Source organism: Acinetobacter sp. YH12233 (assembly GCF_013417725.1).
Lineage (GTDB): Bacteria > Pseudomonadota > Gammaproteobacteria > Pseudomonadales > Moraxellaceae > Acinetobacter.
The window spans coordinates 35,076-60,687 of the sequence record NZ_VPDK01000005.1; the positions used below are offsets into that span (position 1 = coordinate 35,076).

The 25,612-nt window shown below is 41.0% G+C and carries 21 protein-coding genes and 1 pseudogene; 10 read left to right on the forward strand and 12 right to left on the reverse strand.

Annotated features, from left to right (window positions below; genetic code table 11):
- Positions 1–297: 297 nt before the first annotated feature.
- The 4 genes from FTV12_RS03865 to FTV12_RS03880 form a co-directional block, all read right to left on the reverse strand.
- Positions 298–1,239, reverse strand: a complete 942-nt coding sequence (locus tag FTV12_RS03865) for a hydrolase or metal-binding protein (RefSeq protein ID WP_179990091.1) — start codon at positions 1,237–1,239, stop codon at positions 298–300.
- A 183-nt stretch (positions 1,240–1,422) separates the two neighbouring features.
- Entirely contained in the window at positions 1,423–2,463 is a 1,041-nt protein-coding gene (locus FTV12_RS03870) for a YqaJ viral recombinase family protein (RefSeq protein WP_180033521.1), read from the reverse strand.
- Positions 2,464–2,617: 154 nt separating this feature from the next.
- Complete coding sequence (locus tag FTV12_RS03875) at positions 2,618–3,661, reverse strand: DUF932 domain-containing protein (RefSeq protein ID WP_180033522.1); 1,044 nt, start codon at positions 3,659–3,661, stop codon at positions 2,618–2,620.
- A 52-nt stretch (positions 3,662–3,713) separates the two neighbouring features.
- Complete coding sequence (locus FTV12_RS03880) at positions 3,714–4,001, reverse strand: hypothetical protein (protein ID WP_016654406.1); 288 nt, start codon at positions 3,999–4,001, stop codon at positions 3,714–3,716.
- 225 nt (positions 4,002–4,226) lie between these two features.
- On the opposite strand from FTV12_RS03880, the gene FTV12_RS03885 reads away from it, so the two are divergent.
- From FTV12_RS03885 to FTV12_RS03895, 4 genes are all read left to right on the forward strand, one after another.
- The gene (locus FTV12_RS03885; protein WP_034681928.1) at positions 4,227–4,712 is read left to right on the forward strand and encodes a hypothetical protein; all 486 of its coding nucleotides are present in this window, start codon (positions 4,227–4,229) and stop codon (positions 4,710–4,712) included.
- A 561-nt stretch (positions 4,713–5,273) separates the two neighbouring features.
- The gene (locus FTV12_RS03890; RefSeq protein ID WP_034681932.1) at positions 5,274–5,528 is read left to right on the forward strand and encodes a hypothetical protein; all 255 of its coding nucleotides are present in this window, start codon (positions 5,274–5,276) and stop codon (positions 5,526–5,528) included.
- A 2-nt stretch (positions 5,529–5,530) separates the two neighbouring features.
- Positions 5,531–5,659 (forward strand): hypothetical protein, encoded by a 129-nt coding sequence (locus tag FTV12_RS16500; RefSeq protein ID WP_004992797.1) that lies wholly within the window; start codon positions 5,531–5,533, stop codon positions 5,657–5,659.
- Entirely contained in the window at positions 5,660–5,887 is a 228-nt protein-coding gene (locus FTV12_RS03895) for a hypothetical protein (RefSeq protein WP_179989921.1), read from the forward strand.
- A gap of 197 nt (positions 5,888–6,084) precedes the next feature.
- Here the strand turns inward: FTV12_RS03895 and FTV12_RS03900 are convergent, their stop codons facing one another.
- From FTV12_RS03900 to FTV12_RS03910, 3 genes are all read right to left on the reverse strand, one after another.
- Positions 6,085–7,032: an inovirus-type Gp2 protein gene (locus FTV12_RS03900; RefSeq protein ID WP_179989920.1), complete on the reverse strand. Its 948-nt coding sequence runs from the start codon at positions 7,030–7,032 to the stop codon at positions 6,085–6,087.
- Between the two features lie 388 nt (positions 7,033–7,420).
- On the reverse strand, positions 7,421–8,653 hold the full coding sequence (locus tag FTV12_RS03905) for a hypothetical protein (RefSeq protein WP_061518812.1): 1,233 nt from the start codon (positions 8,651–8,653) through the stop codon (positions 7,421–7,423).
- A gap of 158 nt (positions 8,654–8,811) precedes the next feature.
- Positions 8,812–9,693 carry a hypothetical protein gene (locus FTV12_RS03910; protein ID WP_179989918.1) on the reverse strand — a complete coding sequence of 294 codons (882 nt, stop codon included), beginning with the start codon at positions 9,691–9,693 and terminating at the stop codon, positions 8,812–8,814.
- 214 nt (positions 9,694–9,907) lie between these two features.
- Here FTV12_RS03910 and FTV12_RS03915 point away from each other — a divergent pair, with 214 nt between their 5' ends.
- Positions 9,908–10,129 (forward strand): hypothetical protein, encoded by a 222-nt coding sequence (locus FTV12_RS03915; protein WP_179989916.1) that lies wholly within the window; start codon positions 9,908–9,910, stop codon positions 10,127–10,129.
- On the opposite strand, the gene FTV12_RS03920 is transcribed toward FTV12_RS03915, so the two are convergent.
- The 4 genes and pseudogenes from FTV12_RS03920 to FTV12_RS03930 all read right to left on the reverse strand — a co-directional run bounded on the left by FTV12_RS03920 (position 10,122) and on the right by FTV12_RS03930 (position 16,573).
- On the reverse strand, positions 10,122–11,321 hold the full coding sequence (locus FTV12_RS03920) for an integrase arm-type DNA-binding domain-containing protein (RefSeq protein WP_179989914.1): 1,200 nt from the start codon (positions 11,319–11,321) through the stop codon (positions 10,122–10,124). The genes FTV12_RS03915 and FTV12_RS03920 overlap by 8 nt on opposite strands.
- A gap of 219 nt (positions 11,322–11,540) precedes the next feature.
- A pseudogene (locus tag FTV12_RS16660) lies at positions 11,541–11,612 on the reverse strand (hypothetical protein); the annotation flags it as partial.
- A gap of 287 nt (positions 11,613–11,899) precedes the next feature.
- Complete coding sequence (locus FTV12_RS03925) at positions 11,900–13,957, reverse strand: EAL domain-containing protein (protein ID WP_159124225.1); 2,058 nt, start codon at positions 13,955–13,957, stop codon at positions 11,900–11,902.
- Between the two features lie 426 nt (positions 13,958–14,383).
- Entirely contained in the window at positions 14,384–16,573 is a 2,190-nt protein-coding gene (locus FTV12_RS03930; protein ID WP_180033523.1) for a carboxy terminal-processing peptidase, read from the reverse strand.
- 199 nt (positions 16,574–16,772) lie between these two features.
- Between FTV12_RS03930 and nagZ the strand changes: the two genes are divergently transcribed.
- Positions 16,773–17,795 carry a beta-N-acetylhexosaminidase gene (nagZ, locus tag FTV12_RS03935; RefSeq protein WP_166136325.1) on the forward strand — a complete coding sequence of 341 codons (1,023 nt, stop codon included), beginning with the start codon at positions 16,773–16,775 and terminating at the stop codon, positions 17,793–17,795.
- A 123-nt stretch (positions 17,796–17,918) separates the two neighbouring features.
- Positions 17,919–18,782, forward strand: coding sequence for a class I SAM-dependent methyltransferase (locus FTV12_RS03940; RefSeq protein ID WP_180033524.1), 864 nt, complete (start codon positions 17,919–17,921; stop codon positions 18,780–18,782).
- A gap of 29 nt (positions 18,783–18,811) precedes the next feature.
- Here the strand turns inward: FTV12_RS03940 and FTV12_RS03945 are convergent, their stop codons facing one another.
- Positions 18,812–20,149, reverse strand: coding sequence for an alpha/beta fold hydrolase (locus FTV12_RS03945; protein ID WP_180017227.1), 1,338 nt, complete (start codon positions 20,147–20,149; stop codon positions 18,812–18,814).
- 324 nt (positions 20,150–20,473) lie between these two features.
- Here FTV12_RS03945 and FTV12_RS03950 point away from each other — a divergent pair, with 324 nt between their 5' ends.
- The 3 genes from FTV12_RS03950 (at position 20,474) to pta (ending at position 25,562) form a co-directional block, all read left to right on the forward strand.
- Positions 20,474–21,739, forward strand: a complete 1,266-nt coding sequence (locus FTV12_RS03950) for a glutamate-5-semialdehyde dehydrogenase (RefSeq protein ID WP_034703231.1) — start codon at positions 20,474–20,476, stop codon at positions 21,737–21,739.
- A gap of 406 nt (positions 21,740–22,145) precedes the next feature.
- A complete protein-coding gene (locus FTV12_RS03955; RefSeq protein WP_180033525.1) occupies positions 22,146–23,369 on the forward strand; it encodes an acetate kinase in 1,224 nt (407 codons plus the stop codon).
- 54 nt (positions 23,370–23,423) lie between these two features.
- Positions 23,424–25,562 (forward strand): phosphate acetyltransferase, encoded by a 2,139-nt coding sequence (pta, locus tag FTV12_RS03960; protein WP_180033526.1) that lies wholly within the window; start codon positions 23,424–23,426, stop codon positions 25,560–25,562.
- The last annotated feature ends 50 nt before the right edge of the window (positions 25,563–25,612 follow it).

Genomic DNA, 25,612 nt, shown 5'->3' on the forward strand with positions numbered 1-25,612 from the left:
TCATACAAAAATGTAGCAAGTCTATTGGTTTTTATCAAAAAAACCAACCAACACTCACTTAATTTTAAATCAGAGACCAAAAACACACTATTTATTATTAAATTTCGATTTTAAGTTAAAATTTAGAAGAATCCTATCACAATAAAAGCAAATATTTTATCTCTTTCAACACAGAAAATGACCTAGACGAATACTGTCAGTTTGAAGCATAAAACAAACATTCACTGCATAAAAATGTCATATGATCAAGATTCTCGATTAAATTGGGAGCCAAAGCTCCCTTTCTACTTATTTGTACTAATTCACTGCCCTCACACTCCCCTGCAACCCTCTCTGCATATCCTGCACAAAACCCTCACCCTGATTCGGCTGAGACTTCGTCTTAGTTCGAGCTATTGTTACAGTCTGTGTTTGTCCAACGTCTTCATTTTCCGATTCATTCGTATAAAACTCCTCCACCAAATCCAAGCCTTCCTCCCCATTCACCTCAAACTGTGCATTGCTATAACCCTGCAGAGCCATCTGATCTAAAGCATTTTGGTTAAACCCAGCCACCTTGCTTTGTTGATCAATTTCTTTCGCTGTTTGAATCGCTTCTTGTAAATGAATCCCATCTCTTAGTGTCAGGTCCACGTAATACACAGGCGTACGATAGCTTTGCGTGGTGGACTTACCTCTTAGGGTCAGTTGTAACGGTAGACATGACAGCAAACCATTCGATGCTGCATGGTAATAATTTAGCCGTGCTGCCAAAGTGCGGATACTGTTAAAACCTGTGGTTCTAAAAATGAATGTACCGAGTTCATCACTTTCATCCAAATTGACATGTAAACGCCCATAGGGCTTGCAGTTTCCTCCTTGTGCTAATGAGCATAAGTCTGGTGAAGGGCATGGTTGCTGCTCAACACCTTGATTGGTTAAACGCTGACAAGTTTGACCATCACCAACACAAATAGGTCGCCCAGTCTGTCGATCAAACAAGGTGTACTCTGCTCGTAAATTCAGATCAGGATCATTGAAGATCATCCGTACTGGAATGGTACGGAGTTTTTGATTCGGTGCTTTACTGCGTAATTGCTCATCAAGCGGATGCTTAATCCACCCCTCCTTGCTTTGGATTTGACTGGTAATGGTAAATTGGTCGTCCTTTTCAGGCAGTCGTTTACCGTTCTTTTCAACAACTTTACCAATACTGATACGTCCAAGGATCGGTGGTGTGATTGCTAAACCTTTAATCATGATAATTTTCCTCTAAATAAAATTTTACTGTTGACCCTTTGTTATGTAAGCAAATACAAAACCGTTTAAAGATCAGATGAAATGCAAAGACCGCCATTATTAGTCCACCGCTCCTTCGGGAGTCGGTGGATCGGGGTGGTTTTTTGCGCTTTTTGGAAGATTAGAAATATCGATGTTATGGATTCAGTCATCGGTATATATCTGAAAACGTCGCGTCCCTGCTTTACTTTGTGGAAACTGCTCAAGCATTTCAGGATGAAGTTTTAGTAAGGCTTTGCTATCCAAACTGATTGAATCTTTGGATTTCTTCCACGTCACCGAACCATTGGCAAAGGTTGCTCGTTCAGCATCCTTCATCAACATCTGGATTTGATGCTTAATTTCATCAAAGTTATTTTGATGCTGCTCAATGTCATGCTTTTCTTGAATCAGTTGAGCAAACAATTGATTGGCTTGTTCGTTATGACTCAAGTCTTCAACAGTTAATGGAATATGTTGCGGATAGAGCTGCTGTATAGCTTTGGCTGCCGACTCACTGGCATCCACATCAGGTGGTATATCTTTTTCCACACAATCCCATAAGTAACGTTCTGCATTGATGATATGCTGGATCACAGATTCGGAGCGCGTCACTTTGAAGATTTTGGTTTCATGACCACAGATCAGCACACAAACATGTGCTGCGCGTTTGCCTGTCACTGCCAATTGATGTTGTACCTGACACAAGACATATAAAGGCACACCCTCTCGCCAAAGTTTTGCGCCGTACTCACCTGCTGTTTTGCATTCCAGAATTTGGACTTCATTGCTACCCACAACGGAGTAGTCCAGATTGGCAAGCATAAAATGTTTATCAGGATCTGGATGCTGAAGCACTGCATTGATTCTGCGTACCTTGTTATTGGTATGCATGCTGTAGTACTCAGCGACCAATGGCTCTAGCTGCTTACCCCAATATAGTGGAGCGACACCTGAACTTTCATCTTCAATCGATTGTTTGACTCGCCCTGTCTTGATCATCCAAAGTTCGAGCATCGACATATAGGGATTCAATCCACAGGCTGCTGCACAATCACTACTGCCAACACCTTGTCGTCTGACCTCAAGCCAGTCAGATTGAGTCATATTTTTGGTATTGACCAAGCGTTTTGCTGTAAACAATTTTGGAGCATTAAAGGGTTTACTTGCTTGTTGAATGGATGGGTTTAATATTGCTGTATTCATATTGGATTCCTCATTTTTATATGGGTGATGGCAAATAAAGGGCATAAAAAAACCACACCCGAAGATGTGGTTTAATTATTTTTAAAATGTAAATTTATCTTTAGAATCGAAAGGATAGGTCTAACTTTCCATTGCAAAAACTTAACCTTCTACGCTATGACACCATGCGTAAAGCCTGTTCTAGTCCACGTTGCTTGATCGCTGCTCCTGCACCAAACCAAGCTGAATCGAGTCGATGATCTGTACTCATGGCACGACGCTCGTGATCGATAAACTCCGTAATCGAACAGAGTAATCCGTAAGCGGTATCCTTAGACGATGAAAGTGTTGCACCACGCCCCTGACCATTAAACATGTCCATTGCTTTTGTCATCGCCTTGGCATTTGGCTCAGCTTTTTCCTTGGCATTTGCCTGTGCTGCCTGAGTTGCAACATCACGGTAGAACTGAATAATATTTTCTTCCTGATCTGCAATACTCATTGTGGTGTTATTAAATACCGCATCAAAATAGGCTGCGGCTTCAGACTGGGTGACTTTACGCTGACTGAGCTGCTTCATCTCATACATGTGTTCATCCCATGCACGAACTGAAATACCCAATTGCTGTTTGACCTTATCTGCATCAAACTTGGTGCTATGCGGAACTTTCACTACACTTGCATTACTGTTCTGACCACGTAAAGCAATCGCCAAGGTGTTGTTGCAGACAACACGAATGGAAGTGAATTGTGCCGTAGTTGCCAAGGTGCCATCACAAGCGGTTGCCAACAGAATGTAGCCATTACTGACATCCTTGCCTTTAAGTGCAGTAGATTGATCTGTACGTGCCAGCGCCCAGAACTTCTTACCACCTTTAAGCACGCCTGCGGTTTCCAATTCAAAGCCTGATTGTTCAGTTAGATCACGATAGAACTCTAAGATCTCGCGAGGTTGGACTTCCTGAAAACGTTGACTGACCACTGACAAGGGTGCATGAGTATCAGAACGGTACAGTACACGCTGGTCTTCATACGGCATGATGATGCTTTGCCCACGTTCATTCTGTGCCATATAACTGACATTAGATGACTCGATACGCCAGTCCATGCCTGCCTGCTGTGCCCAGACCTCAATCGGTTGGTTTTGACTTAGTTGATTTCCTAGTCCATGCCAAGGGGTTTCACCGACATAAGCCATTTGTTCAAGTTGATGTGCCATGGTTGTATTCCTTTTAATTTGAAATTTGATTCTGTGTTAATACCAACGATCTTTAGTGCAGAAGATGCGTTGGAAATTTTTGGTAGCAGTTATGACAGAAGCACAAACTTTGCTGTGGAGGTGTGCTTTGTTCTGTAAAAGAATTAAACAAACCACCAAGTACAGTTCCTGCAATTCCTCCAACGATGGGAGGCAAATTCAAAGACTTCGCAACGGTTGTGCCTAAGGCCCCTAAAGCTGCGGGTGATGCAAGATTTGATAATGTTGAATTTGCTTGTTGCGCATTCGCTTCAACAATCATGATGTCGGTTGAATGACAAAAGGGACAATTCAAGCTCATGACTTGACTCCTAAATTTTGGGCATAAAAAAGCCTGCACGATGGCAGGCTTGATATTCATTTTTCATGTGTACTCTAAAGAGCTTCATGATTCTCATTAGGATGTTATATATCTGAAATAATTTAGAATAAGATAATTATCAGATAATTTTTATATGTCTAATTTATAATAAAAGACATTATCAGATAATTACTTCATCGCAATCAATTGGGAATTCTTAAGCTCATGACCAACATTCGTATTACTGACTTCTGTGATAAATATGGCTATACCCAAGCACAAATTACATACGCAAAGAAAACAGGGATGCTAATACCAATAAAAAGAGGAATTATTGATGAAGAGCTTTCTCTTCAGGCACTTAAAAATACTAAACCGATCAAAGCTCCAATAGAGTTAGGTCAGGATGCAATTATTTCTAATTTGCAAAATGAAATTAAAGCACTCAAGGAACAACTACAAAGCACACTAGATCTTAAAAATCATTATGAGGCTGAACTAAATAAACTGGGGATATTCCCAGCACAGGTGGCTAAAGTTCCATTCCACCCTGAAGCCTCTATGAAAAAATTAAGTAATCATCCCGTTATGTCTCAAGAGTGGATGAAAGATCAAATGCAACAAATACCTGAATCTGAAAGAATATTTAAATCACGTAAGATACCGATTCCTCAAGAGGCATTTACTTCTAGCCTTCCAAATAAAAAATAATAGTTTTTGATTCAATCATAATGCCCAATACAATTGGGCATTTACCACAAATAGCATATCTACCTTTGATTTTACTTGTTTTTTTAATATTGCTTGATTGACTAACTTAAACCTTAATTTTATCATTCAACTGCTGACCTACATCGTCAGTCGGTTTTAGCAGACCGTTTAGCCATACACTAAAAAGTTTAACTTTTTGGTGGGAATCCCTGCGTGCCCCCTCTGCGGCGGAACGGGAGGGGGACACCTTCGGGTGTGCTGATCCATTGGCTATCAGTCTGCTAACCCTCTTTCGTTTCGCCACCATTATTTAGCAGTAATGCGGTGAAACTTCTTTCATAGCCAAAGGAGTCATACCCATGACTAAGCATTTTCTATCTTTATTGTTTTCCCTAAAACGATTTTATATTTCCTTGCCGCATTAGCAGCTTTCATAATTTTTTGCTTACTTGACTGATCTAAATGCTATCTAGCTTTGGAAGGCTTTGCTGCATCTACACTTTAGTCCATACAGCAAAATTTATTACACACCAAATAACACAATAAAAATTAGGGGGAATGATGAAAATTCTTACTTCACTTGCATTCATCACACTTGCACTTATGGCATCAGGCTGTGCTAGTAAAACTGAACGTCAATTTATCAGTGGTTGTAAAACAGGCGGGATTGATGGCAGTACCTGCTCATGTATTTATGACAAACTCGAAAGTAAATATGGAGAGGATGGACTCAAAAACAATCTATACACCTTACAGCAATCTGAATCTTTCCAAATGGATATGGTCAATTCTTCCTATCAGTGCATGAAGGAATAGCCATGAGAACACTTGCAGGCATTATCTGCATTATTGCAGTGATTTGCTTTTTAGGATTGCCATTTATTGGCTTCATGATCCTAATGGGAATTTTTATAGCATTGGCAAAATTTGCCGCTGGGGGAAAGTAAATGAGTTCAAATATTAAATCATGGGTGATCAGTGGCTACTTAGTGATTGGTTTTTTCTTTGCCGTCTATCAACACTTTTGGGGACAGTATAACTATAAGCCATTTACCTACAATTTAGGACAAGGCTTAGTTTGGCCTGCGGTAATGTTTCCAACAGTAGGGAAAATCATCGGTGGTATTTTGATTCTATTATTCATTTGGTTCGTTGTTATTCGTCCCAAAATATAAGGGAGTGAAATCATTAAATCCATATTCTGTACATTTACTCCAGCGTTTCTTACTTGCTGAAATACCGTGATGATCAGGCACTGGAAAAGGAACTAATTTGGGAGTTCCTGTATTACATTTTAATCCTTTAAAAGTTTTACAATAGTCCCAACAAGGAGAGCAGCTGATTTATTCAGCTGCTCTCCTCTTAAATGAGATTAATCCATTCCTCTACGATTTTTCGAATTAGCCACCCCTCTGCCAAAACTACGCATATAGGCTGAATCTTTCACTCGGAGATGCTGCTGTTCTTTTTCGCCATTCACCAAATAAGGGACAATATAATTAAAAAAGTTATAGACTTCACTGGCATTGTTACGATGAATCATACCAATCCCTAAAGTCCCCATCGCTTCATAGATCGCCATATAGTCGGAATGGTTACAGTTAAAAATATAACCATATCCGTGTGTAATCTGCTTCCAGCACTCACCTATCCACTGCCCCATTTCAAAACCACATTGATGCATATTTCCATCGTACATAAGCAAAAGATGGCAATGGTAGCCCTTACTAACCCCATGCTCTAATGCCCATGCATAACCATATAACCCACTAAAACAAGTATCTTGATCGGCTATACGCCGTAGCAATGTTTCTAGCGCTTTATTGAACACTTGGATGTTGTATAAGGCTTGATATTCTTTCTTGATAGATAAATCCACTCGAACCACCAGTGTTCTCGCATAATGATGAATGAGTGTGGATGTATAATCAAAAAGGCTATGCTGATTCTCTAATTCACGTTGTTGAAAATCAATCAGTTGCTGTTTTACACAGCCTGATAATGATTGGATATAAGTTAGAATATGCCAGACTGTCATATCATCAATACAGACTATAAAATCATGGTCTGCCTGTGGCATTAGACGGAGTGTGTGATCAACGATGTTCACCACCTCAATGAATATCTGCACTGTATTGCAATAGAAAAAATTAGCGTTATAGATTGGCTTAAATGACTGAACTAATTTTTGTAGGTCTATCATCAGGTTTTGATGATATAAATCATAACTACCTAAGCAAACTTCTTGAATGAAATGGTCTACTGCTGCCAATACTTCTGCTTCATGGTAAAGCTGATCATATTGAATATTCTGGTACATTTAGGTTCTCACTGAAACATAAGGTTCATATGTAAGTGAGGAATATATTTTTTTACTGATCTTGTTTCTAAAGCAGGATGTTGTGATCATCCTGCTTAGCTGAATATGCTCATAGACTTTGGAACATACTATAGGGTTAGTTCTGAATATTTTAATACTGTGTTATTGATACATAGTCTATAGCCCATTTGAGTATGGGCTATACTGTGCTAAGTGCCTCACTCAACTAGATAAGATATTGTTTATGTTTGATATATTACTTATATATTACTTATAGTTAATAATATATATTACCTGTTAAGCACTCTACACTGTAGTTTCGATAAGTTCGTTCATCTACATAACGCTCATCGCCAATCTATCGGATTTTGCTTAGGCTAAAGTTACACTAATTTTTATTTTTTGGCAGGCTTCCTCTGAACACCCTGTACATTCTTTTCCCCTCAAGACGTAACACTTGATCCACTTCAGACTGTTCCTCAGAAATCATCTTAATGGATTTCAGGTATAGCTGAAGCTCGAATGGGCAGTAAAAAAATTCAGATAGTACGATGTAAGCAACAGCATGTTCACAAATCAGCCTTTTCATATTCTGATTATTCTTGCCGACTGCTAAAAAATGGGAGATAAGTTTTTTATGTGACCATGCAACTGGCAGCTCAACCGCTTCAAATCTTATCGCATCTGTGCCTGTAAATTGATATTTTTTTTCTTCTCTAATTTTATCGAAATAAACGTTTTCCCAGTAATAGCAGATATCTTCAATCCATTCTTCTGCTTCAATGCCAATATCTGGCACAATAAACATCATTCTGAAGCATAATTTATTGTCTTCTGCTAAATCCCAGAACCCCAAATACCCTGAAATCTGAGCAAGTTGCCTGTAGCCCCTCATTGCGTTCATAAAGTCTTTTTTTAGATTAATGAAGCTATCATCGTATAATTTTTGCTGTCCATGCATCAGAAACTCAATGGTAAAAATAAAACTTCTAGCACTCAGATTCATCACATTATTAAAATATTGGCAATATTCATGAAATTTTTTGACAGCCTTATTTTCTTCATTTTTTCGCTTTATAAATTCCTCATGGTTTCTGAACTTTTCAAGAAATTCATCCATATAAGCAATATTTTCGACACTCATGTCACTAAACACATCAGGGAAGAAATTCGCAGGCAAAACGTTAAATTGTGTAGGCTTGCTCCTTTCATTCAGAGTGGGACTTAATTGTTCATGCAACCTCACTAATTTCTCATTTTTAATATGTAAATCGAGAACCTCGTAATACAACTCCACCCGTGATGTCGACTCAAATAAATTGACTTTATATTCCGCATTATCAATATGCATCCTACGGGTATTCTTCAGACCAAGATCATTACTAAGAAATTTAAAAGGATAAAACTTATAAGCAGAAACTGGAAAATAGAACTTATTCCATGTGATTAAAAAATAATGTCCTTTCATCTTATCTAGTGATCTTATAAACAGTATCAATTCCAATAAAATTCCCAGATTCAACTCATCCCTGTGTTTCAGAAAACCGCTGCGATTCAGGTCGATGCCAAGGTTGTGAAAAATATTTTTAATTATTTTGTCACTGAAATAAACTAAAGACATTACTACACCTGCATTTCAACTATTTTTATAGATCAAATTTGTAGATCATATTACCAAAATTATTAGCTTATTATCCAATCTTTGTAAGGCTTGTGATTCATATAATTCAGCCAAATTTTCATTAGATATATTTTACAGGTACAGCTTAAAACAAACTTTTAGAACAAGATTTCTTTCAATATATCAGGCTGAGTTCGGAGCTCATGAATGATGGTTTCGGCAATGTATCCACCACTGTAAGGCATCTTATACCCAAACTTTTCCATCTCTTTAGAAGGATATTTTGCTTTCAGTATCTGATTAAGATTGTTAAGTTCGAGCTGTAATTTTTCTATTTTTTTCCCAATTGATGCTGGCTTTCTTCGCACGCCATCTGACTGAGCTTTAGCATACAACTGCTTACTCTCCTGCTCTAATTCACTGAGCATTTTTTGCTTAAGCACAAGTTCAGACTGAAGCCATTCAATATCGTAAACCTCAAAAGCTTTGACCAGATCATCAAGCACAAAATGAACAGCTTGATTCAAATTAACCCATTTGCCACGACGCGCCACCTGCTCTCTTAAAGTGCGATATAAAATTTCCCGTCTTGGATATAAATGCTTGTCGTAACGAGCTTTGACTGCAATGATTGCCTTTGCACTTTTGGCAAGTGTACGGTTCTGAATAAACTCCACCCCACCAAGAATTTGCACATAAGCAATTAAAATATCTGAATATTGCCTTTGGAAAATTTTGGCAGGCAAGTTATTCACCTCAGGTCTTAATGTATTTATCTGCATTAAAAGCTGTGCAATCTGGAATGGCTTGAAAGGGATTGAAACCACATCCCCCATCATTTCTAAATGAAAAGCTGACTGCTCACTCAATTGAAAATCATTCTGCTGCATTCTTTTTATGATTTTTTCTTTTTGATCAATATATGATTGATTCTCCGTTTCTATTAATTCATTATTCAATTCACACTCATAGTAGTAACAAAAGTTTAACCATATATCCTGCTCAAGCTGCTCTAACCTTGATAATTTTTTATCAATCATAATTCATTAAAATACAGATAATTACATAGCATAATACTACTATATTTTTAAAAGCTAGTACCAATCTACTTTTACAATTTTTTAAATTTTATAGTTACCCCATCAATGAACTGATCTAATAGTTTTAACATTATAGGTTGATCTCCAGCCAATATTTAAGGTTAAAAAATTAGTTCTTTTATCTAATTGCGATAATCACAAAAGGATCAAAGATATGGGCTACTTAACATCTAAAGAAATTCGCCACAAACTCAAAAATTGCTCTGCATCGACTTTATGGCGTTACCAACAACCTAATCAAAAAATGTTCGAGCAACCAATGCCTCAACCTATTAAGAAATGCGCTGGCTCTACTAGCCTTTGGGATGAAGAAACGTTTAACGAATGGCTAATCAAATATTTCAATAACAACCAAATGAGTAATCTGTCTAGATAGACAGATTACTTAATTTTTTCCACCATTTTTTATAAGCCTTCGACATCTCTTTTTGATAATCATAATAGTCATATGTCCCCTGTTCCCCAGGCATCACATGACCAACCATCAGTTCCGCAACATCCCTACTTGTAAACGCACTGAAATTTGTCCTTGCTGTACGCCGTAAATCATGCATAGACCAATGATCCATTTCAATTTTATAATTCTTCCTTGCAAATTGCATGAAGTTATAAGGGGTATCTGTTGGCCCACTACGCCCCATTGGCTCTTTGCCATTTTCATGTGGGAAAATGTATTCAGAATTACTCAAATCCATTGCAGACTGAAGCCACGGTTTGATCTCATCAATAATAGGTCGAACAATGTCCCCTTTACTTTCTCCTGTCTTATGATTTTCATACGGTACTGTCCATGTATTTTTACTAAAATCAAAATCTGATTTCCGTGCAAGCCTCAACTCACTATATCGATTACCATAAAACAAACATAACTTGAGAAATAAAACATTCCTTAATGATGTTCTAGACTCATCACAAATTTTAAAAATTAAAGACAACTCATCATCTTGTAATACTCGAACAGTTTTATTTTTCTTAATATTTAAGTCACGCTTTCCAGTGATATGTCTTATGGGATTTTGCTCAATTAATTTTCGATTAATCCCCCAATCCAAACACTGCTTTGTATTCGTAAGAATGCGATCAGTTATCGATGGCGACTGTTTAAATTGCTCTTCTAGTAAATCTAACCACATATGTAATGTGATTTGCTCAGCAGGTATGCTACCTAACTTTGGGAAAACATAAAGTTCAAATGATCTCAAATATTGATCTGCATTCTTTTTATTAGGAATACTATATTTCGCATGCCACTCACGAAATAGCGCTTCAAAAGTTATAGCCTCTGTGATCTTGTGAAGCTCTACTTTTTTATGAATACGCGGGTCATGTCCATTTTCTAAAATTGCTTTCATTTTCTGCAATTCAATACGAGCTTCTTTAAGACTCATATTTGGATAGGTTCCCAAGTCTAAACGAGCTTGCTTATCTTTATATCGAAAACGCATCTGAAAAGTGAGTTTTCCTTTTTGCGATACACGAACGCTCAATCCATCTTGATCAGACTCTGTATGTATAGCTGAACGTTCACGATCTAGATTCTTCTTAAGCCACGTATCTGTTAAAGGCATTTTACTCCACCTGTGTACATATTTTTTTCAAATAGAAAATTCTAGAAAATGTGTACACACATATGTACACAAACATACTGACTAGACTTGAAATCTATTGAATGGGGTTGAAAGATATACCAGATAAAGAATATCAATATTTTTATATTTTTACAGCACTTACAATGCTTTTATTATCATATTTGAAATAGGTTGAATGGGCTTGAATAGATATCAAACATTTGGGTGGGAAATAATGGCGAATGTACGTCGCTGAGCGACCTGTGCCGCTAACTCATCTTTAAAACTCATGGAAAATACCTACTGCAGAACCGCAGTGCTCAAGATCAAATACGATCAATATGAAAAATTGACGATATTGTAGCAGATTTCTAGAGCCAATAAGCAGCCCTATAAACTGGAGAAATCACAGTTTCCCATTCTCTTTTCTGGTTGAACTGATATTTTTTTGGCTCGTCGATTTAACGGATTTAATTCACTACCCAATCTAGAAATTATAAATCGATAACCACATAAATTTTATAATTTACAATTGATTAGTTTAATCATAAAAAATTCTAAATAGTGATTTACCGGGTTCAAGAAACAAAGGCCCTAGCTTCAAGTTGCTCGACATCCATCGGTTTACCCAGCAGATAGCCCTGCATCTGCTGACAGCCCAAACGGGTTAAAATTTCTGCCTGCTGCACAGTTTCAATTCCTTCAGCTGTCACTTTTAAACCGAGTTTAATGGCCAGCTGAATAATACTTTCAAGAATCATTTCTTCCTTGGAACCTGCACTCAGACCCTGAATAAATTCCTTGTCAATTTTCAGCTCATCGACAGGCAGGTTTTTTAAATACAGGAAGCTAGAATGCCCGGTACCAAAATCATCAATCGCCAACTGGATGCCCATTTGACGCAACTGCTGCAAAGTCCGGATACTCGAATCAATATGATGCATGGCAGTCGATTCGGTAATCTCGATCATCAAATGTTGAGGATCAATTTTATATTGATTCAGAAGTTGTTCCAGTGTGCTGATCAGATGCTTATGCTCAAACTGAACCGCAGATAAATTGACGCCGATCGGGAAAAAATCAGCATGATCAGCTTCCCAGAGCTGAATCTGTTTGCAGGCCTGCTCTAGAGCCCAGTAGCCCATCGGAATAATCAAACCGGTTTTTTCTGCTCCGGGAATAAACATATTCGGACCCAGCAAACCATGCAATGGGTGCTTCCAGCGGATTAGCGCTTCTACACCACAGATCTGCTCATCATGGGTAAATTTTGGCTGATAAACCAAGATAAATTGCTGTTCTTCTACTGCCTTATACAGATCATTGATCAGTTTACTCTGGCTTTTGCTTTCATGCTGATCGGTCGAGAAATTAAAAACAGAATAGGTATTCCGTCCCTGATACTTGGAAGTCAACATGGCGGCATCTGCATTGATCAGCAGATCCTGCAGATTCTGGCCATGCTTCGGATACATGGCGATCCCGATACTGCCCGAGATATTGATGGTCTTGCCACTGATCTGGAAACTTTCCTGAATCAGTTCCAGAATCTTTTCTGATATTTTCGAGGCCTGCTCTACTGTAGTATTTTCCAGCACCAGCAGAAATTCATCGCCACCGATCCGCAGCAGTTTGGAATCATCTCCCAGAATTTGATGAATACGATAAGCCAGCTGAATCAGTAGCTGATCCCCAACGTGATGGCCAAACACATCATTCACGGCTTTAAAGCGATCCAAATCAATATATAAAAAAGCGATTTCATGCTGAGCATCTTGCTGCCGGCCAGAAAACAGCAATTGTGCATATTTGACCAGATATAAACGGTTTGGCAGTTTGGTGAGATTATCCTGAATCGCCTGATTCGCCAGCTCTTTATTGGCCAGCATCAGCTGACGGTTACGTGATTCAAAGCGTAACTCCAGCATGGCTACGCCAAATGCAGTCACCAGTACCAGACAACTAATCAGGATGACTGAAAATAGCAAGTCATAGTGGGAATGACTGATCTGGCTCAATGGATGGGCATTTTCATAAAAACTGAGTGCCGCCATTCCCGTATAATGCATCCCGACAATGGTCAACGTGAGCATACTTGCGACCACGAGCTTCATCCGGATCGTACTTTGCACTGCCTGTCGATATTTGAATGCCACCCAGAAACTGAGTCCCGCCCCACTTGTCGCAATCAGAATCGAACAGATCATTAATAAAGGGTGATAGGCAGTCACATGATTTTTCACATTCAAACCCAGCATGCCCACATAGTGCATTCCTGACATACCCAGCCCCATCAGGACAGCCCCTAGAATCAGACGGGCACAAGGCAAAGTTTTACGGGTGGTGAGCCAGATGGCAAAGGTTGCTCCCACAAAGCCAATCACATAAGAACTTAAGGTGAGTGCAGTATCTATATCATAAGCATCAGGAAAATGAGCTGCCGTCATGCCGACATAATGCATTCCCCAGATTGCTAGCCCCAGCAAGCCACCGCTGAACAGTAAAATAAGGGTTTTCAACCTTAGCGATACATTACGAAATAGCATCTGCTCAAGCGTAAGCGTCAAATAGCAGGCAATAAATGCTACAGCCATCGATCCAATGAGCAGACTGACATCATGATGAGCATGAATCATATAAAATGTTCCATCTGGGCGATCATTTTTATTTTATTGCGCAGCTGTATTCGCACGATTCCCCGCTAAATTTACGCCCTATAAAAAATAAAATACTCTTTTCAGAGTTCATCCCGACTGCTTCAAACTTGAAGCTATATACAAAATTTATTGCAATATTTTTATCTCTTCAGTAGCTGGAGTGAAGTTTAAAATTGCCCTGAATCGATAAAATAAAAATTCAGCTTATATATTAGAAGTCTTTGAGATTTTATCAATTGATTAAATTTAATATTCCAGCTTTTTTATTCGACATAAATCACAAATTTTTCTTTTTTATTTTGTTACATAGCACTTTATATTTAATTGATATTGCATTTTATTTGCACAAAAAAACAGCCTATCGAAATAGGCTGTTTTTAGAACTTATATTACTTTATGTTAAAGTTACTGTTTTGACTGTACTTGAGCATAGTCAGCCAAGACATGTGCGGCTTCCAGCACAAAAGCTTCTTCTTCCGGTAATGCCGGACGTTCTTTGGCTTTCATTTTCGCCCGGGCTTCAACCATGGCATCCAGAGATGCCTGATAACTTTCCCAGTTTGGATAAGGTTTTAAGCCGGTTGCAGCACGGCGGGCATTTTCAGCTTCTAAAGCTTTACGCTCGATATCCAGCAACTCAGCTTTACGCTGTTCCAGATCCAGAACTACACGTTTTTGGTCTTCGACTTTTTTCATAGCCGCTGTACGCTGTTCCAGATACTTGAATTGAGGATTCTGAGCGACACGCTGTTGAGATAACTTGGCCAGTTCCGGTACATATTTTTGTACCACACCTTCACGTTTAAATGGCGCAGTTGGAATCGTATCCCACTCTAGGGCATTTTTAGCCTTACGTTCACCAAACTCTTCGTTATAGATATCGACCAGCTTGATATCCGGAATCACGCCCTTGTTTTGGGTACTACCACCGGTCACACGGTAGAACTTACGCTGAGTCAGCGTTGCCTGACCATGTGCCAAGCTATCTAGCTGAACCTGTGCAGTTCCTTTACCGGTCGTAGTACTACCAATCACGATACCGCGTTCATAATCCTGAATTGCTGCTGAATAAATTTCACTTGCAGATGCAGAAGCCAGGTTCACCATTACTGCCAATGGACCGGCATAGGTTTGTGCACCACCATCATCATCTTCAAAGACGCTGACATTACCGTTACCATCACGAATCTGAACCACAGGACCTGACTTGATCACCTGTCCCAGCATACGTGCCACTTCTTCAAGTGAACCACCCGGGTTATTGCGCAAGTCTACAATAATACCGGCAACATTCTTCGCAGCCAGCTCTTTCAGGGCCTTATTGGTATCTTCTGATACGGAACGGTAGTCGGTACCCGCACGACGGGCACGATAGTTCAGATAGAAAGATGGAATTTCAATCACACCATATTGATATTTTTTACCATCACGCTGGATTTCAACGGTACGGGTTCTAACCCCGGCATCTTCTTCCTGAATCACATCACGTACCAGACTGACATTACGCGCCTGTCCCATGGTCGCACCCGGGCCTAGTAACTTCAGTGTTACTTTGGTGCCGCGCTTACCACGAATCAGACCAACAATTTCATTGCTTGGCCAGCCGATTACATCAACCATCTGTTCGCCGTCTTGAGCAACGCCAACAATACGGTCACCTGATTTTACCTGTCCTGATTTGCTGGCAGGCCCACCTTCTACAATGGTTTCAATCTTGGTGTAATCTTCATTACCACGTTCTGGGCGAATCGACACTCCAATCCCTTCCAGCTGCAATGTAGTCTGACGGTTCAGCTCCATCGCATCTACAGGCGGGAAATAATTACTGTGCGGATCATAAGTCAGCATCATCGCATTCAGGGTTTTGTCCAACACATCATCACTCTTGATCCGGCTGAGACGCTCTAACTGACGGGTATAACGCTTAGTCAGGGTTTGAGCAGGCGTTAAATCTTCCGGCCCAGTTAGGTCCTGACCATTCGCCAGTTCAGGATTGGCTTTAAGTGCATTTTGCTTGGCCTGCTCTTCTTCCTTACTGATCGTCAGGTTAATCAGCTGAGAGACCAGCATTTTTGACCAGTGAGCACGTTGTTCAGCCTGAGTTTTAAAGAACGGCGCCTTTTCGCGATCCGTTTCAATATATACATTCTTCTGGTTCAGATTTTGCGATTTTTTCAGTTCTTCCAGCATAAAGGTATAGAACTGGGCTAAACGCTCACGATACTGCGCATGAATTTCATAAGGGCCAGACAAATTACCAGCTTTCAGATTGGCACCAAAAGTAGCGCCATAGCGTTTTTTATAATCTTCTATTTCAGATGCCAGAAAAAGACTGTGATCTGCATCCAGACTATCAATATAAAAATCAAAGATACGCTGTGAAGTCTGAGCATCCAGACGCATATTCAAATAATGTTGGCGATCAACGAGAGTTGCCAGTTGTCGGGATACCAATGCCTGTTCTTGAGAAGGTTGAAGCACTGCTTTGCTGACTACTTCTTTACCATCAGCTGCAATTGCATCATTCACCACATGGGTAAAAAATAATCCGCCTGTCGCAATCGCAACTGCACAAGCTATTGTTTGAAATTTCATAAATAATTCGTACTTCCTTGGCCTCAAGACCAATTTGACCGTGTTGCTTTTCGAGCAGAACTTAAAGTATTCAGCATCTTAAACAACTTAATATGTTTATGTCGTGTAGTTTTATCATATTCTGTGCTGACAAAGTGTAGCAAATCATTGCAGAATTCAGGTATTGTTTTCCCCGAAAATTCTAAAATGGATTCCGCATATGATTGGCGCATTGATGCTCGACATCGCAGGCACTACCCTTACTCAAGAAGATATTGAACTCTTGGGTGCACCACAAGTCGGTGGTGTGATTTTATTCGGTCGCAATATTGAATCTCCTGCCCAAGTCCGCGCTTTGACTGATCATATGCGTCAGGTCCGTCCAGATATTCTGATTGCGGTGGATCAGGAAGGTGGCCGGGTACAGCGCCTGAAACAGGGCTTTACCCTGCTGCCTGCCATGGGCAAATTTGGTGAGCTTTATCAGACGGATCGTGAAAAAGCGCTGGAACTGGCCGAGAAATGTGGCTGGTTGATGGCGACTGAAGTACTGGCTGTCGGAATTGACTTCAGTTTTGCGCCTGTACTGGATCTGAATGATATTAGTGATGTGATTGGCGACCGTAGCTTTGCCAGAAATATTCAGGATATTATTCCACTAGCTAGTGCTTTTCTGAAAGGTATGAAACGTGCTGGCATGGCTTCGACCGGTAAGCATTTCCCGGGACATGGTTCGGTTAAGGCCGATTCGCATGTGGCCGCTGCCATTGATATGCGCAGCTATGAAGAAATCCAGCAAAAGGATATGCAGACTTTTATCCAGTTACAATCCCAACTGGATGCGCTTATGCCTGCCCATGTTATCTATAGTCAGGTTGATCCAAATCCAGCCGGTTTTTCAGAATTCTGGATTCAGAAAGTGTTACGTCAAGAACTTGGATTCGACGGCGTACTGTTCTCGGATGATTTAAGCATGCAGGCTGCCTGTGTGGCTGGTGGTGCCGATGCCCGTATTCAGGCGGCATTGAAAGCAGGTTGTGATATGGGGTTAGTCTGCAATGATCGCGCAGCACAGTGTATCGCACTTGAAGGCATTCAGGAGCTACCGCTGCCAAATCAGCAGCGTCTGGAACGCATGCGCGGAAAAATTGCAGAGATTCAGATCGGCACTGAACTGAATCTTGGAGATGAGTGGTGCCAGATCCGTGATGAAATCAGTCAGTTTAAAGATCAGGTTCTGTAATTTTTAAATGACCTGAATACGACAAAGGAACACGACAAGGTGTTCCTTTTTTATTATCATGTTGAAAAGACTGCTATATTGATGAGCAGCATTGAATTAAAACAACAATAAGGTCAGGACGACATGACAGAATCTCTTTCACAACATCGCCATATTTCTTTTACTGCACACTATACCGGCTATATCTGGTACAAAATGGGGATTTCACATCCGGTATTTGCCACCTCTAAAGGTAAATTCCTTGCCAAACTGGTTCATCCATTGGAGTCATGGGCTGAGCGTCATGTAGGTGGCAGTATGCGCACCACCCTGAAACAGCGTCATCAAATGATTGACGAACACTTAGGTCAGTTAATTAGTGAATATCCTCAATTACAGGTACTGGAAATTGCCAGCGGTCTTTCTCCACGCAGCTGGAATTTTAGACAGAAATTTCCCGGGATTAATTATCGGGAATTGGATCTGCCCGATATGGCCAAGATCAAAACTAATGCTTTGCAGCAGATTGATCAGGATGCCCCGGAAGTATTGAGCGGCGATATTTTTAGTGCAGAACTGGCGAATATTTTTAAAGTCTTTGACCCGCAGCAGCCTTTAGTCATTATTAATGAAGGCCTGATCAATTACTTTGATCAAAAAATGCTGTTTACCTTGCTCAAAGGTATTAACGAATATGGTCAAGGTTTCAGTGAAGTGCATTATCTCAGTGATATTTACCCTGAACCAGTCAAAAACAGATTGGCAAGCTTTATCTGGGCCTGTAGTCGTCTGCTAAAATTTATCTCACGCAGTGCATTCACCTTTCATTTTAAATCGCCCCAAGAACTACAGCAGTTTTTTCAGCAAGCTGGGTTTATGTGGGTGGAGGTCGAACAGCCACAACGTTATTTTGCAGAACCTCGACAGCAGAGTCCTCATTATGAACAGGATGAACATTTGGGCGATTTAGTCTGGATGATTCATGCGGTGAAAAAAAACAGCGTTTAATTACGCTGTTTTTTTATGAATTCTATTGTTTAAATGACTGCATCGAATACTTCAGCCTGTTGAAGTGCTTTCTCTTTCTGGACAAAACGTAGTAAACGCTCTGCTACATCAAAACTGCCATGCTTGAACAAAGCACGTAACTGAGTGCCATCATGCTCAAAGATTAAACATTCGATCTTAAACTCGCCTTCTTCATCTTCCAGATGTAAAGCCAGATCACGTGGATATGCGGCTGCCTGATCGGTTAATCCAGGCTCCAATTCCAGCAATACTCCAAAGAAATTCATATCGACAATTTCTGCCTTGAGCACCAGATCAGAATGGCGATGACTTAAATAACGCTGTGGATCCTGAACCGTAATCCGCTCTTCACCACGTCGTTCGATCTGCTGCATCTGTTCACGGGTGAACGGGATAATACCTTCGAGCTGATCAACCGGTTCATCACGCAGGAAAGTTGCAAATAGATGCATGGTTTCTTTACGGCGCTGTAACTGAGGTACATGATCTGCAGAAGCAATCTGCACATACTGCATATTTGGACATTGCAGGGCAAAATTGGCATTTTCATGCGGCAAGGTAAAGCTGTCATACTGCCCGCAAGCCACCAAAACTTTGCATTGAGGAATCGGTACATTGGTCAGTCTTAAAAGACGGTTACAGTTGATGTCATAGCGGTCCTGTTCTGTCGCTGTAAACTCGGACATCTGCTTAAAGAACAGCCGTTTTGCTGTTGGTGACATGCGGGTTTCTTTTAAACGTGCATGATTGACCAAGTACAGAATCACCGCTTGGCCAAATTCGTCCATGCGCTGTTCTTTCATTAAATGCAGAGATTCTTCCAGCAGCATGCGCCAGCTTTTGCGGGTTTTCTGCATTACACCCATCAAAATCATACGGTCTACCAGTTCAGGACGCTGATCTGCCAGACAGGAAGCCACCACTGAACCTAAAGACATCCCTAGAATAGCCACCTTAGGCAGTTGCATCTGCTCCAGCCATTGGCCTAGCATCGCTGCCAGATCTTCCAGTTCAAGTGTTCCTGCAGATAAGCCGGTATCAACGTTAGTAATTTGCTGGTTGGCCCCCATGGAAGGTAAATCAATTAAAATAATAGGTCCCGCATCAAATAACTGCTCTACACAATATTTGTAAGAATTAAAGTTCTGAAAAGCTCCCCCAATAATCACCATTGGGCGCATATGCAAAGTATCAGGACGCGCAATGGCCATATACTCGATTTTCCAGCCATCGATCCATGTCGTACGTGCTGGTTGCTTGAAACTGTGCTTATCATAAAGATCAAAAAAACCGTAATGGCTATGTTGGTCCAATGCCTGGGCATCCATCTGGATAATGGAATTCATATTCCTTTCCTCCGTCCTTGCCTTATTTTTATTGTGCAAGTCATTATTTACAGATTTTATGCTTCAGGATTATTCCGATTATCCTGAACACGCATCCTGCGCTGTAGTAATTATATCAATGACATCTATGTCGCTACATTTCATTCTATACAGAGCGGCTTTTCACAAGCAACTGATTCGACAACCACTTATCTGCTTTTAAAGATAAAACAATTTCAAAATGTTTAGAAACAGTGAAAAGCTTATGATTTTTAAGTGTTGGGCTTCATTGTCCGGCATCAGACTGTTAATATCAAAGTGAAATTTCTAAGTGATTGAACCGCTATGCAAGAGTCTATTGAACAATATATGCAAACGGTAGGACAGCAGGCACGCCAGGCTTCTCGCATTTTGGCTCGTGCGTCTACCCAAACTAAAAACAGTGCATTGTCAGCAATTTATACCGCTTTAGAAAACAGTCAGGCTGCTATTCTGGCTGCTAACCAGATTGATATGAATAAAGCTCACCAGAACAATCTGGACAGTGCCCTGCTTGATCGCTTAGAACTCAACCCCGCACGATTTAAAGGTATGTTACAGGGCCTGAAAGATGTGATCAGCCTGAAAGATCCAATTGGTGAAATCACCGATATGGCTTATCGTCCTACAGGCATTCAGCTTGGCAAGATGCGTGTGCCTTTGGGCGTAGTGGGTATGATTTATGAATCACGTCCCAATGTAACTCTGGAAGCTGCTTCACTGGCATTGAAATCTGGAAATGCGATTATTCTGCGTGGCGGTTCAGAAGCTCTGGAATCTAACCAGGCCATTGCGACTGCCATCCAGCATGGCTTAAAAGTGGCAGGCTTACCTGAAGCGTCAGTTCAGGTGATCAATACGACTGACCGTGCTGCGGTTGGCCAGCTGATTACCCTGACTGAATATGTCGATGTGATCGTACCGCGTGGTGGTAAAGGCTTAATTGAACGCATTACTGAAGAAGCGCGTGTACCTGTGATTAAACATCTGGACGGGAATTGTCATGTCTATGTCGAAGCACAGGCTGATCTGCTCAAAGCCCTACCCATTGCTTTGAATGCCAAAACCCATCGTTATGGCGTATGTAATGCCATGGAAACTTTGCTGGTTGATGAGAAAGTGGCTGAAGATTTCCTGCCTCGAATTGCTGAGCTGTATCAGGAAAAACAGGTAGAGCTTCGTGGTTGTCGTGAAACCCAGCGTATCTTGGGCAATCAGGTAGTTGCCGCAACAGAAGAAGATTGGTACACCGAGTATCTAGGTCCGATTCTGGCAGTTAAAATCGTATCGGGTGTTGAGGAAGCCATTGAACATATCAATAAATATGGCTCGCATCATACCGATTCAATCATCACTGAAAATTACAGTATCGCTCGTGAATTTTTAGCTGGTGTAGATTCGAGTTCAGTCATGATCAATGCCTCTACCCGCTTTGCTGACGGCTTCGAATATGGCCTAGGAGCGGAAATCGGTATTTCGACGGATAAGATTCATGCCCGTGGCCCGGTTGGTTTAGAAGGTCTGACTTCCCAGAAATGGGTAGTCTTCGGCGATGGTCAGATTCGCCAGTAAATAGATAATAAAATCAGCCTTGTTCGCAAGGCTGATTTTTTATGCATTAGATGAATAAAAGACATGTTCAAGTAAATATGCAGCCTTTATAAAATTGCATATAATTTCTTCATATCCATACCTAAAAGGTGGAATAAATAAACATTATTTTTAAGAAATATAAGTTACAGTTAAATAGATCATTTTTTAGCAGTATTTTATTTATAAATGAAAACTATGAACTGATAAATTTTAATTATTATTGTCGCTATGGTCGATAATGCTTAAGTCTAATCGGCTAAAGTCTATCTAGGACAGTAAAAAAACCCATGTTAAAACATGATCACAGACCTATCTGGTGTCGCTTTTGCCAGCAGACAGGTCAACGAAATGGATGAGAATTTTAATTAGAATCGGGTAAACAATCGTGTCTAAATCAGTATTAGTTATTAATTGTGGCTCTTCTTCAATCAAGTTTGCCCTATTGCTTGAAGAAAAGAATTTCCGTATTCACGGCTTAGCTGAGAACTTAGGCACAGAAAATGCCCGTATTAAAGGTGTGACTGTCGGCAATGAACCAGTCGATATTCATATTCCTTTTGCAGATCATAAAAAAGCGTTAGAAGTAGGTTTAGAGCGTCTGGCGAACTATAAGCCGGATGCGATTGGTCACCGTGTGGTACATGGCGGCAGCCTGACCAAAGCTGAACTAATTACTGACGAGATTATTGAAAAAATTCGCGAAGCAACTCCACTTGCGCCTTTGCACAACCCGGCTCACCTGATCGGGATCGAAGCGACTAAACGTTTATTCCCAGACTTGCCACAAGTCGCAGTATTCGACACTGCTTTCCATCAAACCATGCCGGCATATGCTTACCGTTATGCCCTGCCTAAATTCCTTTATACCGAATATGGCGTACGTCGTTATGGTTTCCATGGCACCAGCCATGCTTATGTGTCCGATCGCGGTTCTGAACTGGCGGGCAGCTTTAAGCAAGGTGGCTGGTTAACAGCGCATCTCGGTAATGGTAGTTCGACCTGTGCGGTGTGGAATGGCCAAAGTGTAGATACCTCAATGGGTCTGACGCCACTTGAAGGTGTGGTGATGGGAACTCGTAGTGGTGATGTTGATCCAAGTTTGCATAGCTTCCTGGCTGCAAACCTAGGCTGGGATGTATATAAAATTGACAAGATGCTGAATAAAGAAAGTGGCTTGCTTGGTTTGTCTGACAACCTGTCTAATGACATGCGTACCCTGATTGAAGCCTCAGAACAAGGTAGTGAAGATGCGACTCTTGCGATTGAAGTATTCTGCTACCGTCTGGCGAAATCTTTAGCTGCTTTAAGCTGTGGTCTGCCACGTATTGATGGTCTGTTCTTTACCGGTGGTATTGGTGAAAACTCGGCGTATATCCGTGAAAAAACCATGGCTTATTTACCACATTTCGGTTTCAACCTGGATAAAGACGCTAATAGCAGTTTGAAACGCGGTACTGAAGGCCGGATCGATAATGGTACAGGCCCACAAATCTGGGTAGTTCCAACTGATGAAGAAGGCCGAATCGCGAAAGAAACTCATTCTGTGGTAGAGCATGAAGTGGAGCAAGCCACTGCAAAAAAGTCTGAACCTGAAGCTGCGCTTGCATAAGCAAGCCCGGTTCCCTTTTACCTAATTTCTATTATTGCGCGACTGATATTACTTATGAAAACGATTTTATTGGTGCCGACCGGGGAAGGCGTCGGCTTAACTTCAGCCTGTTTAGGTTTGGTATATGCTTTAGAATGCCAAGGGGTAAAAGCAGGTTTTGTGAAACCTTTTTCACAGGAAAAAAGTCAGGAAACAGATCGCACTACAGCACTCTATCGTCATTTATCCCAAAGTGAAACCGTTGAACCGATTGCTTATGAAAGTCTGATTCAGCGCTTTAATCTGGGTGAAACAGATGAATTGCTTGAAGATGCAGTACGCCTGCATCGTGAGATTGCCAAAAATCACGACCTGATTATTGTTGAAGGTTTGGTACCCAATAGCCGTGATACCTTTGCGCCAAGCTTTAATGCAGCCTTGGCACAGGCACTAGATGCCAAAGTCATTATTGTCAGCAATGCTGATATCAACCAGCCTGAAGTGGCAGCTGAAAAAGTTGAAAGCCAATTACGTTATTTGGGTGGGTCCTCTTCTACCCGTATGGCTGGCGTATTATTTATGCGCACCAAAGGCTTACCTGAAGATTCTGCCCATATCCCGGTGACCATTGATCCTGGTTTACGTCTGATTAGTGATACCAACAAATTTATAGCTGATATTCAAAAAACCCATGCCCATATTGGTTCTGAAAAGCTTCCAGTCATTGGTCTGGTTCCATTCAGTAATACTTTAAGTGTGCCACGTATTTCTGACCTGGCAGCGCATATTTCAGCAGACTGGGTGAACTTGGGTGAAGCAAAGCAGCGCCGTGTCTTACACAGCAGTTTAATTGCGTCCAACATTGAACATGAGTTGCATAAATTCGTGGCTGGCGAGCTGATTATCAGTGCATCAGACCGCATTGATGTCCTGCTGGCAAGTAGCCTGGCGAGCAGCAATGGCATTCCATTGGCAGGTCTGGTGCTGACTGAACATTATGAGCCAAATTCGGCAGTACTGGAGTTCTGCCAGACAGCAATCAAACATGGTCTGCCTATTCTGCATACGCCACTCAGCACTTTTGAAACTGCCCAAAGTCTGGCCAATTTAAGCAATGAAATTCCATGTGATGATACTGAACGTGCTGAACAGGTCACTCGTTTTGTGTCCAGTCATTTAAATGAAGAATGGATTGCACAGCTAATCAATGGTTCTTACAAGCCACGTCTGTCGCCTTCTGCATTCCGTCATGAACTGGTACAAAAATCGATTACTGCGAAAAAACGTATTGTGCTTCCGGAAGGTGATGAGCCACGTACCATTCAGGCGGCTGCGATCTGTCAATCTCGTGGGATTGCGCACTGTATCTTGCTGGCAAAACCGGAAGAAGTGGTTGAAGTTGCTAAAGCACGCAATATTGAATTACCGCACGATCTTGAAATTATTGATCCAGACCTGATTCGCGAGAATTATGTCGAAAAAATGGTTGAATTGCGTAAAGGCAAAATCAACGAATTGCAGGCGCGTGAACAGCTACAGGATACTGTCGTACTCGGTACCATGATGCTGGCACTTGATCAAGTGGATGGTCTGGTTTCTGGTGCAGTACATACGACTGCCAATACCGTTCGTCCTGCTTTCCAGTTGATCAAGACAGCACCTGAATATTCACTGGTTTCTTCTGTGTTCTTTATGCTGCTGCCAGATGAGGTCTATGTTTATGGTGACTGTGCGATTAATCCAGATCCGGATGCTGAACAACTGGCTGAAATTGCAATTCAGTCTGCTGACTCTGCAAAAGCCTTTGGCATTGATCCACGTATTGCCATGATTTCTTACTCTACTGGTACTTCGGGTACAGGTGTAGATGTAGAAAAAGTGGCGAAAGCGACTGAGATTGCCAAACAGCGTCGTCCTGATCTGCTGATTGATGGTCCACTTCAATACGATGCCGCTTCAGTTGAAAGTGTGGGTCGTCAAAAAGCACCAGATTCACAAGTCGCTGGTCGTGCCAATGTGTTTATCTTCCCTGATCTAAATACTGGTAACACCACTTATAAAGCGGTACAACGTGCAGCAAATGTCGTGAGTGTCGGTCCGATGCTGCAAGGCTTGAACAAGCCGGTGAATGACCTGTCACGTGGTGCGCTGGTCGATGACATTGTATTTACCATTGCTTTAACTGCGATTCAGGCTGATCAGCAAGCTAGTTAATTTTCTTTAACACTCCACAACCATCCGATCAAAAGATCGGGTGGTTTTTT

Excerpts from the sequence above, each read along its gene's own strand:
- FTV12_RS03875 (WP_180033522.1), bottom strand. The coding sequence starts at position 3,661 with ATGGCACATCAACTTGAACAAATGGCTTATGTCGGTGAAACCCCTTGG.
- FTV12_RS03940 (WP_180033524.1), top strand. The coding sequence starts at position 17,919 with ATGACAGAATCTCTTTCACAACATCGCCATATTTCTTTTACTGCACAC.
- FTV12_RS03885 (WP_034681928.1), top strand. The coding sequence starts at position 4,227 with ATGACCAACATTCGTATTACTGACTTCTGTGATAAATATGGCTATACC.
- FTV12_RS03950 (WP_034703231.1), top strand. The coding sequence starts at position 20,474 with ATGCAAGAGTCTATTGAACAATATATGCAAACGGTAGGACAGCAGGCA.
- FTV12_RS03880 (WP_016654406.1), bottom strand. The coding sequence starts at position 4,001 with ATGAGCTTGAATTGTCCCTTTTGTCATTCAACCGACATCATGATTGTT.
- FTV12_RS03945 (WP_180017227.1), bottom strand. The coding sequence starts at position 20,149 with ATGAATTCCATTATCCAGATGGATGCCCAGGCATTGGACCAACATAGC.
- FTV12_RS03930 (WP_180033523.1), bottom strand. The coding sequence starts at position 16,573 with ATGAAATTTCAAACAATAGCTTGTGCAGTTGCGATTGCGACAGGCGGA.
- FTV12_RS03870 (WP_180033521.1), bottom strand. The coding sequence starts at position 2,463 with ATGAATACAGCAATATTAAACCCATCCATTCAACAAGCAAGTAAACCC.
- FTV12_RS16500 (WP_004992797.1), top strand. The coding sequence starts at position 5,531 with ATGAGAACACTTGCAGGCATTATCTGCATTATTGCAGTGATTTGCTTT.
- pta (WP_180033526.1), top strand. The coding sequence starts at position 23,424 with ATGAAAACGATTTTATTGGTGCCGACCGGGGAAGGCGTCGGCTTAACT.
- FTV12_RS03900 (WP_179989920.1), bottom strand. The coding sequence starts at position 7,032 with ATGTACCAGAATATTCAATATGATCAGCTTTACCATGAAGCAGAAGTA.
- nagZ (WP_166136325.1), top strand. The coding sequence starts at position 16,773 with ATGATTGGCGCATTGATGCTCGACATCGCAGGCACTACCCTTACTCAA.
- FTV12_RS03890 (WP_034681932.1), top strand. The coding sequence starts at position 5,274 with ATGAAAATTCTTACTTCACTTGCATTCATCACACTTGCACTTATGGCA.
- FTV12_RS03910 (WP_179989918.1), bottom strand. The coding sequence starts at position 9,693 with ATGATTGATAAAAAATTATCAAGGTTAGAGCAGCTTGAGCAGGATATA.
- FTV12_RS03895 (WP_179989921.1), top strand. The coding sequence starts at position 5,660 with ATGAGTTCAAATATTAAATCATGGGTGATCAGTGGCTACTTAGTGATT.
- FTV12_RS03925 (WP_159124225.1), bottom strand. The coding sequence starts at position 13,957 with ATGATTCATGCTCATCATGATGTCAGTCTGCTCATTGGATCGATGGCT.
- FTV12_RS03865 (WP_179990091.1), bottom strand. The coding sequence starts at position 1,239 with ATGATTAAAGGTTTAGCAATCACACCACCGATCCTTGGACGTATCAGT.
- FTV12_RS03915 (WP_179989916.1), top strand. The coding sequence starts at position 9,908 with ATGGGCTACTTAACATCTAAAGAAATTCGCCACAAACTCAAAAATTGC.
- FTV12_RS03905 (WP_061518812.1), bottom strand. The coding sequence starts at position 8,653 with ATGTCTTTAGTTTATTTCAGTGACAAAATAATTAAAAATATTTTTCAC.
- FTV12_RS03920 (WP_179989914.1), bottom strand. The coding sequence starts at position 11,321 with ATGCCTTTAACAGATACGTGGCTTAAGAAGAATCTAGATCGTGAACGT.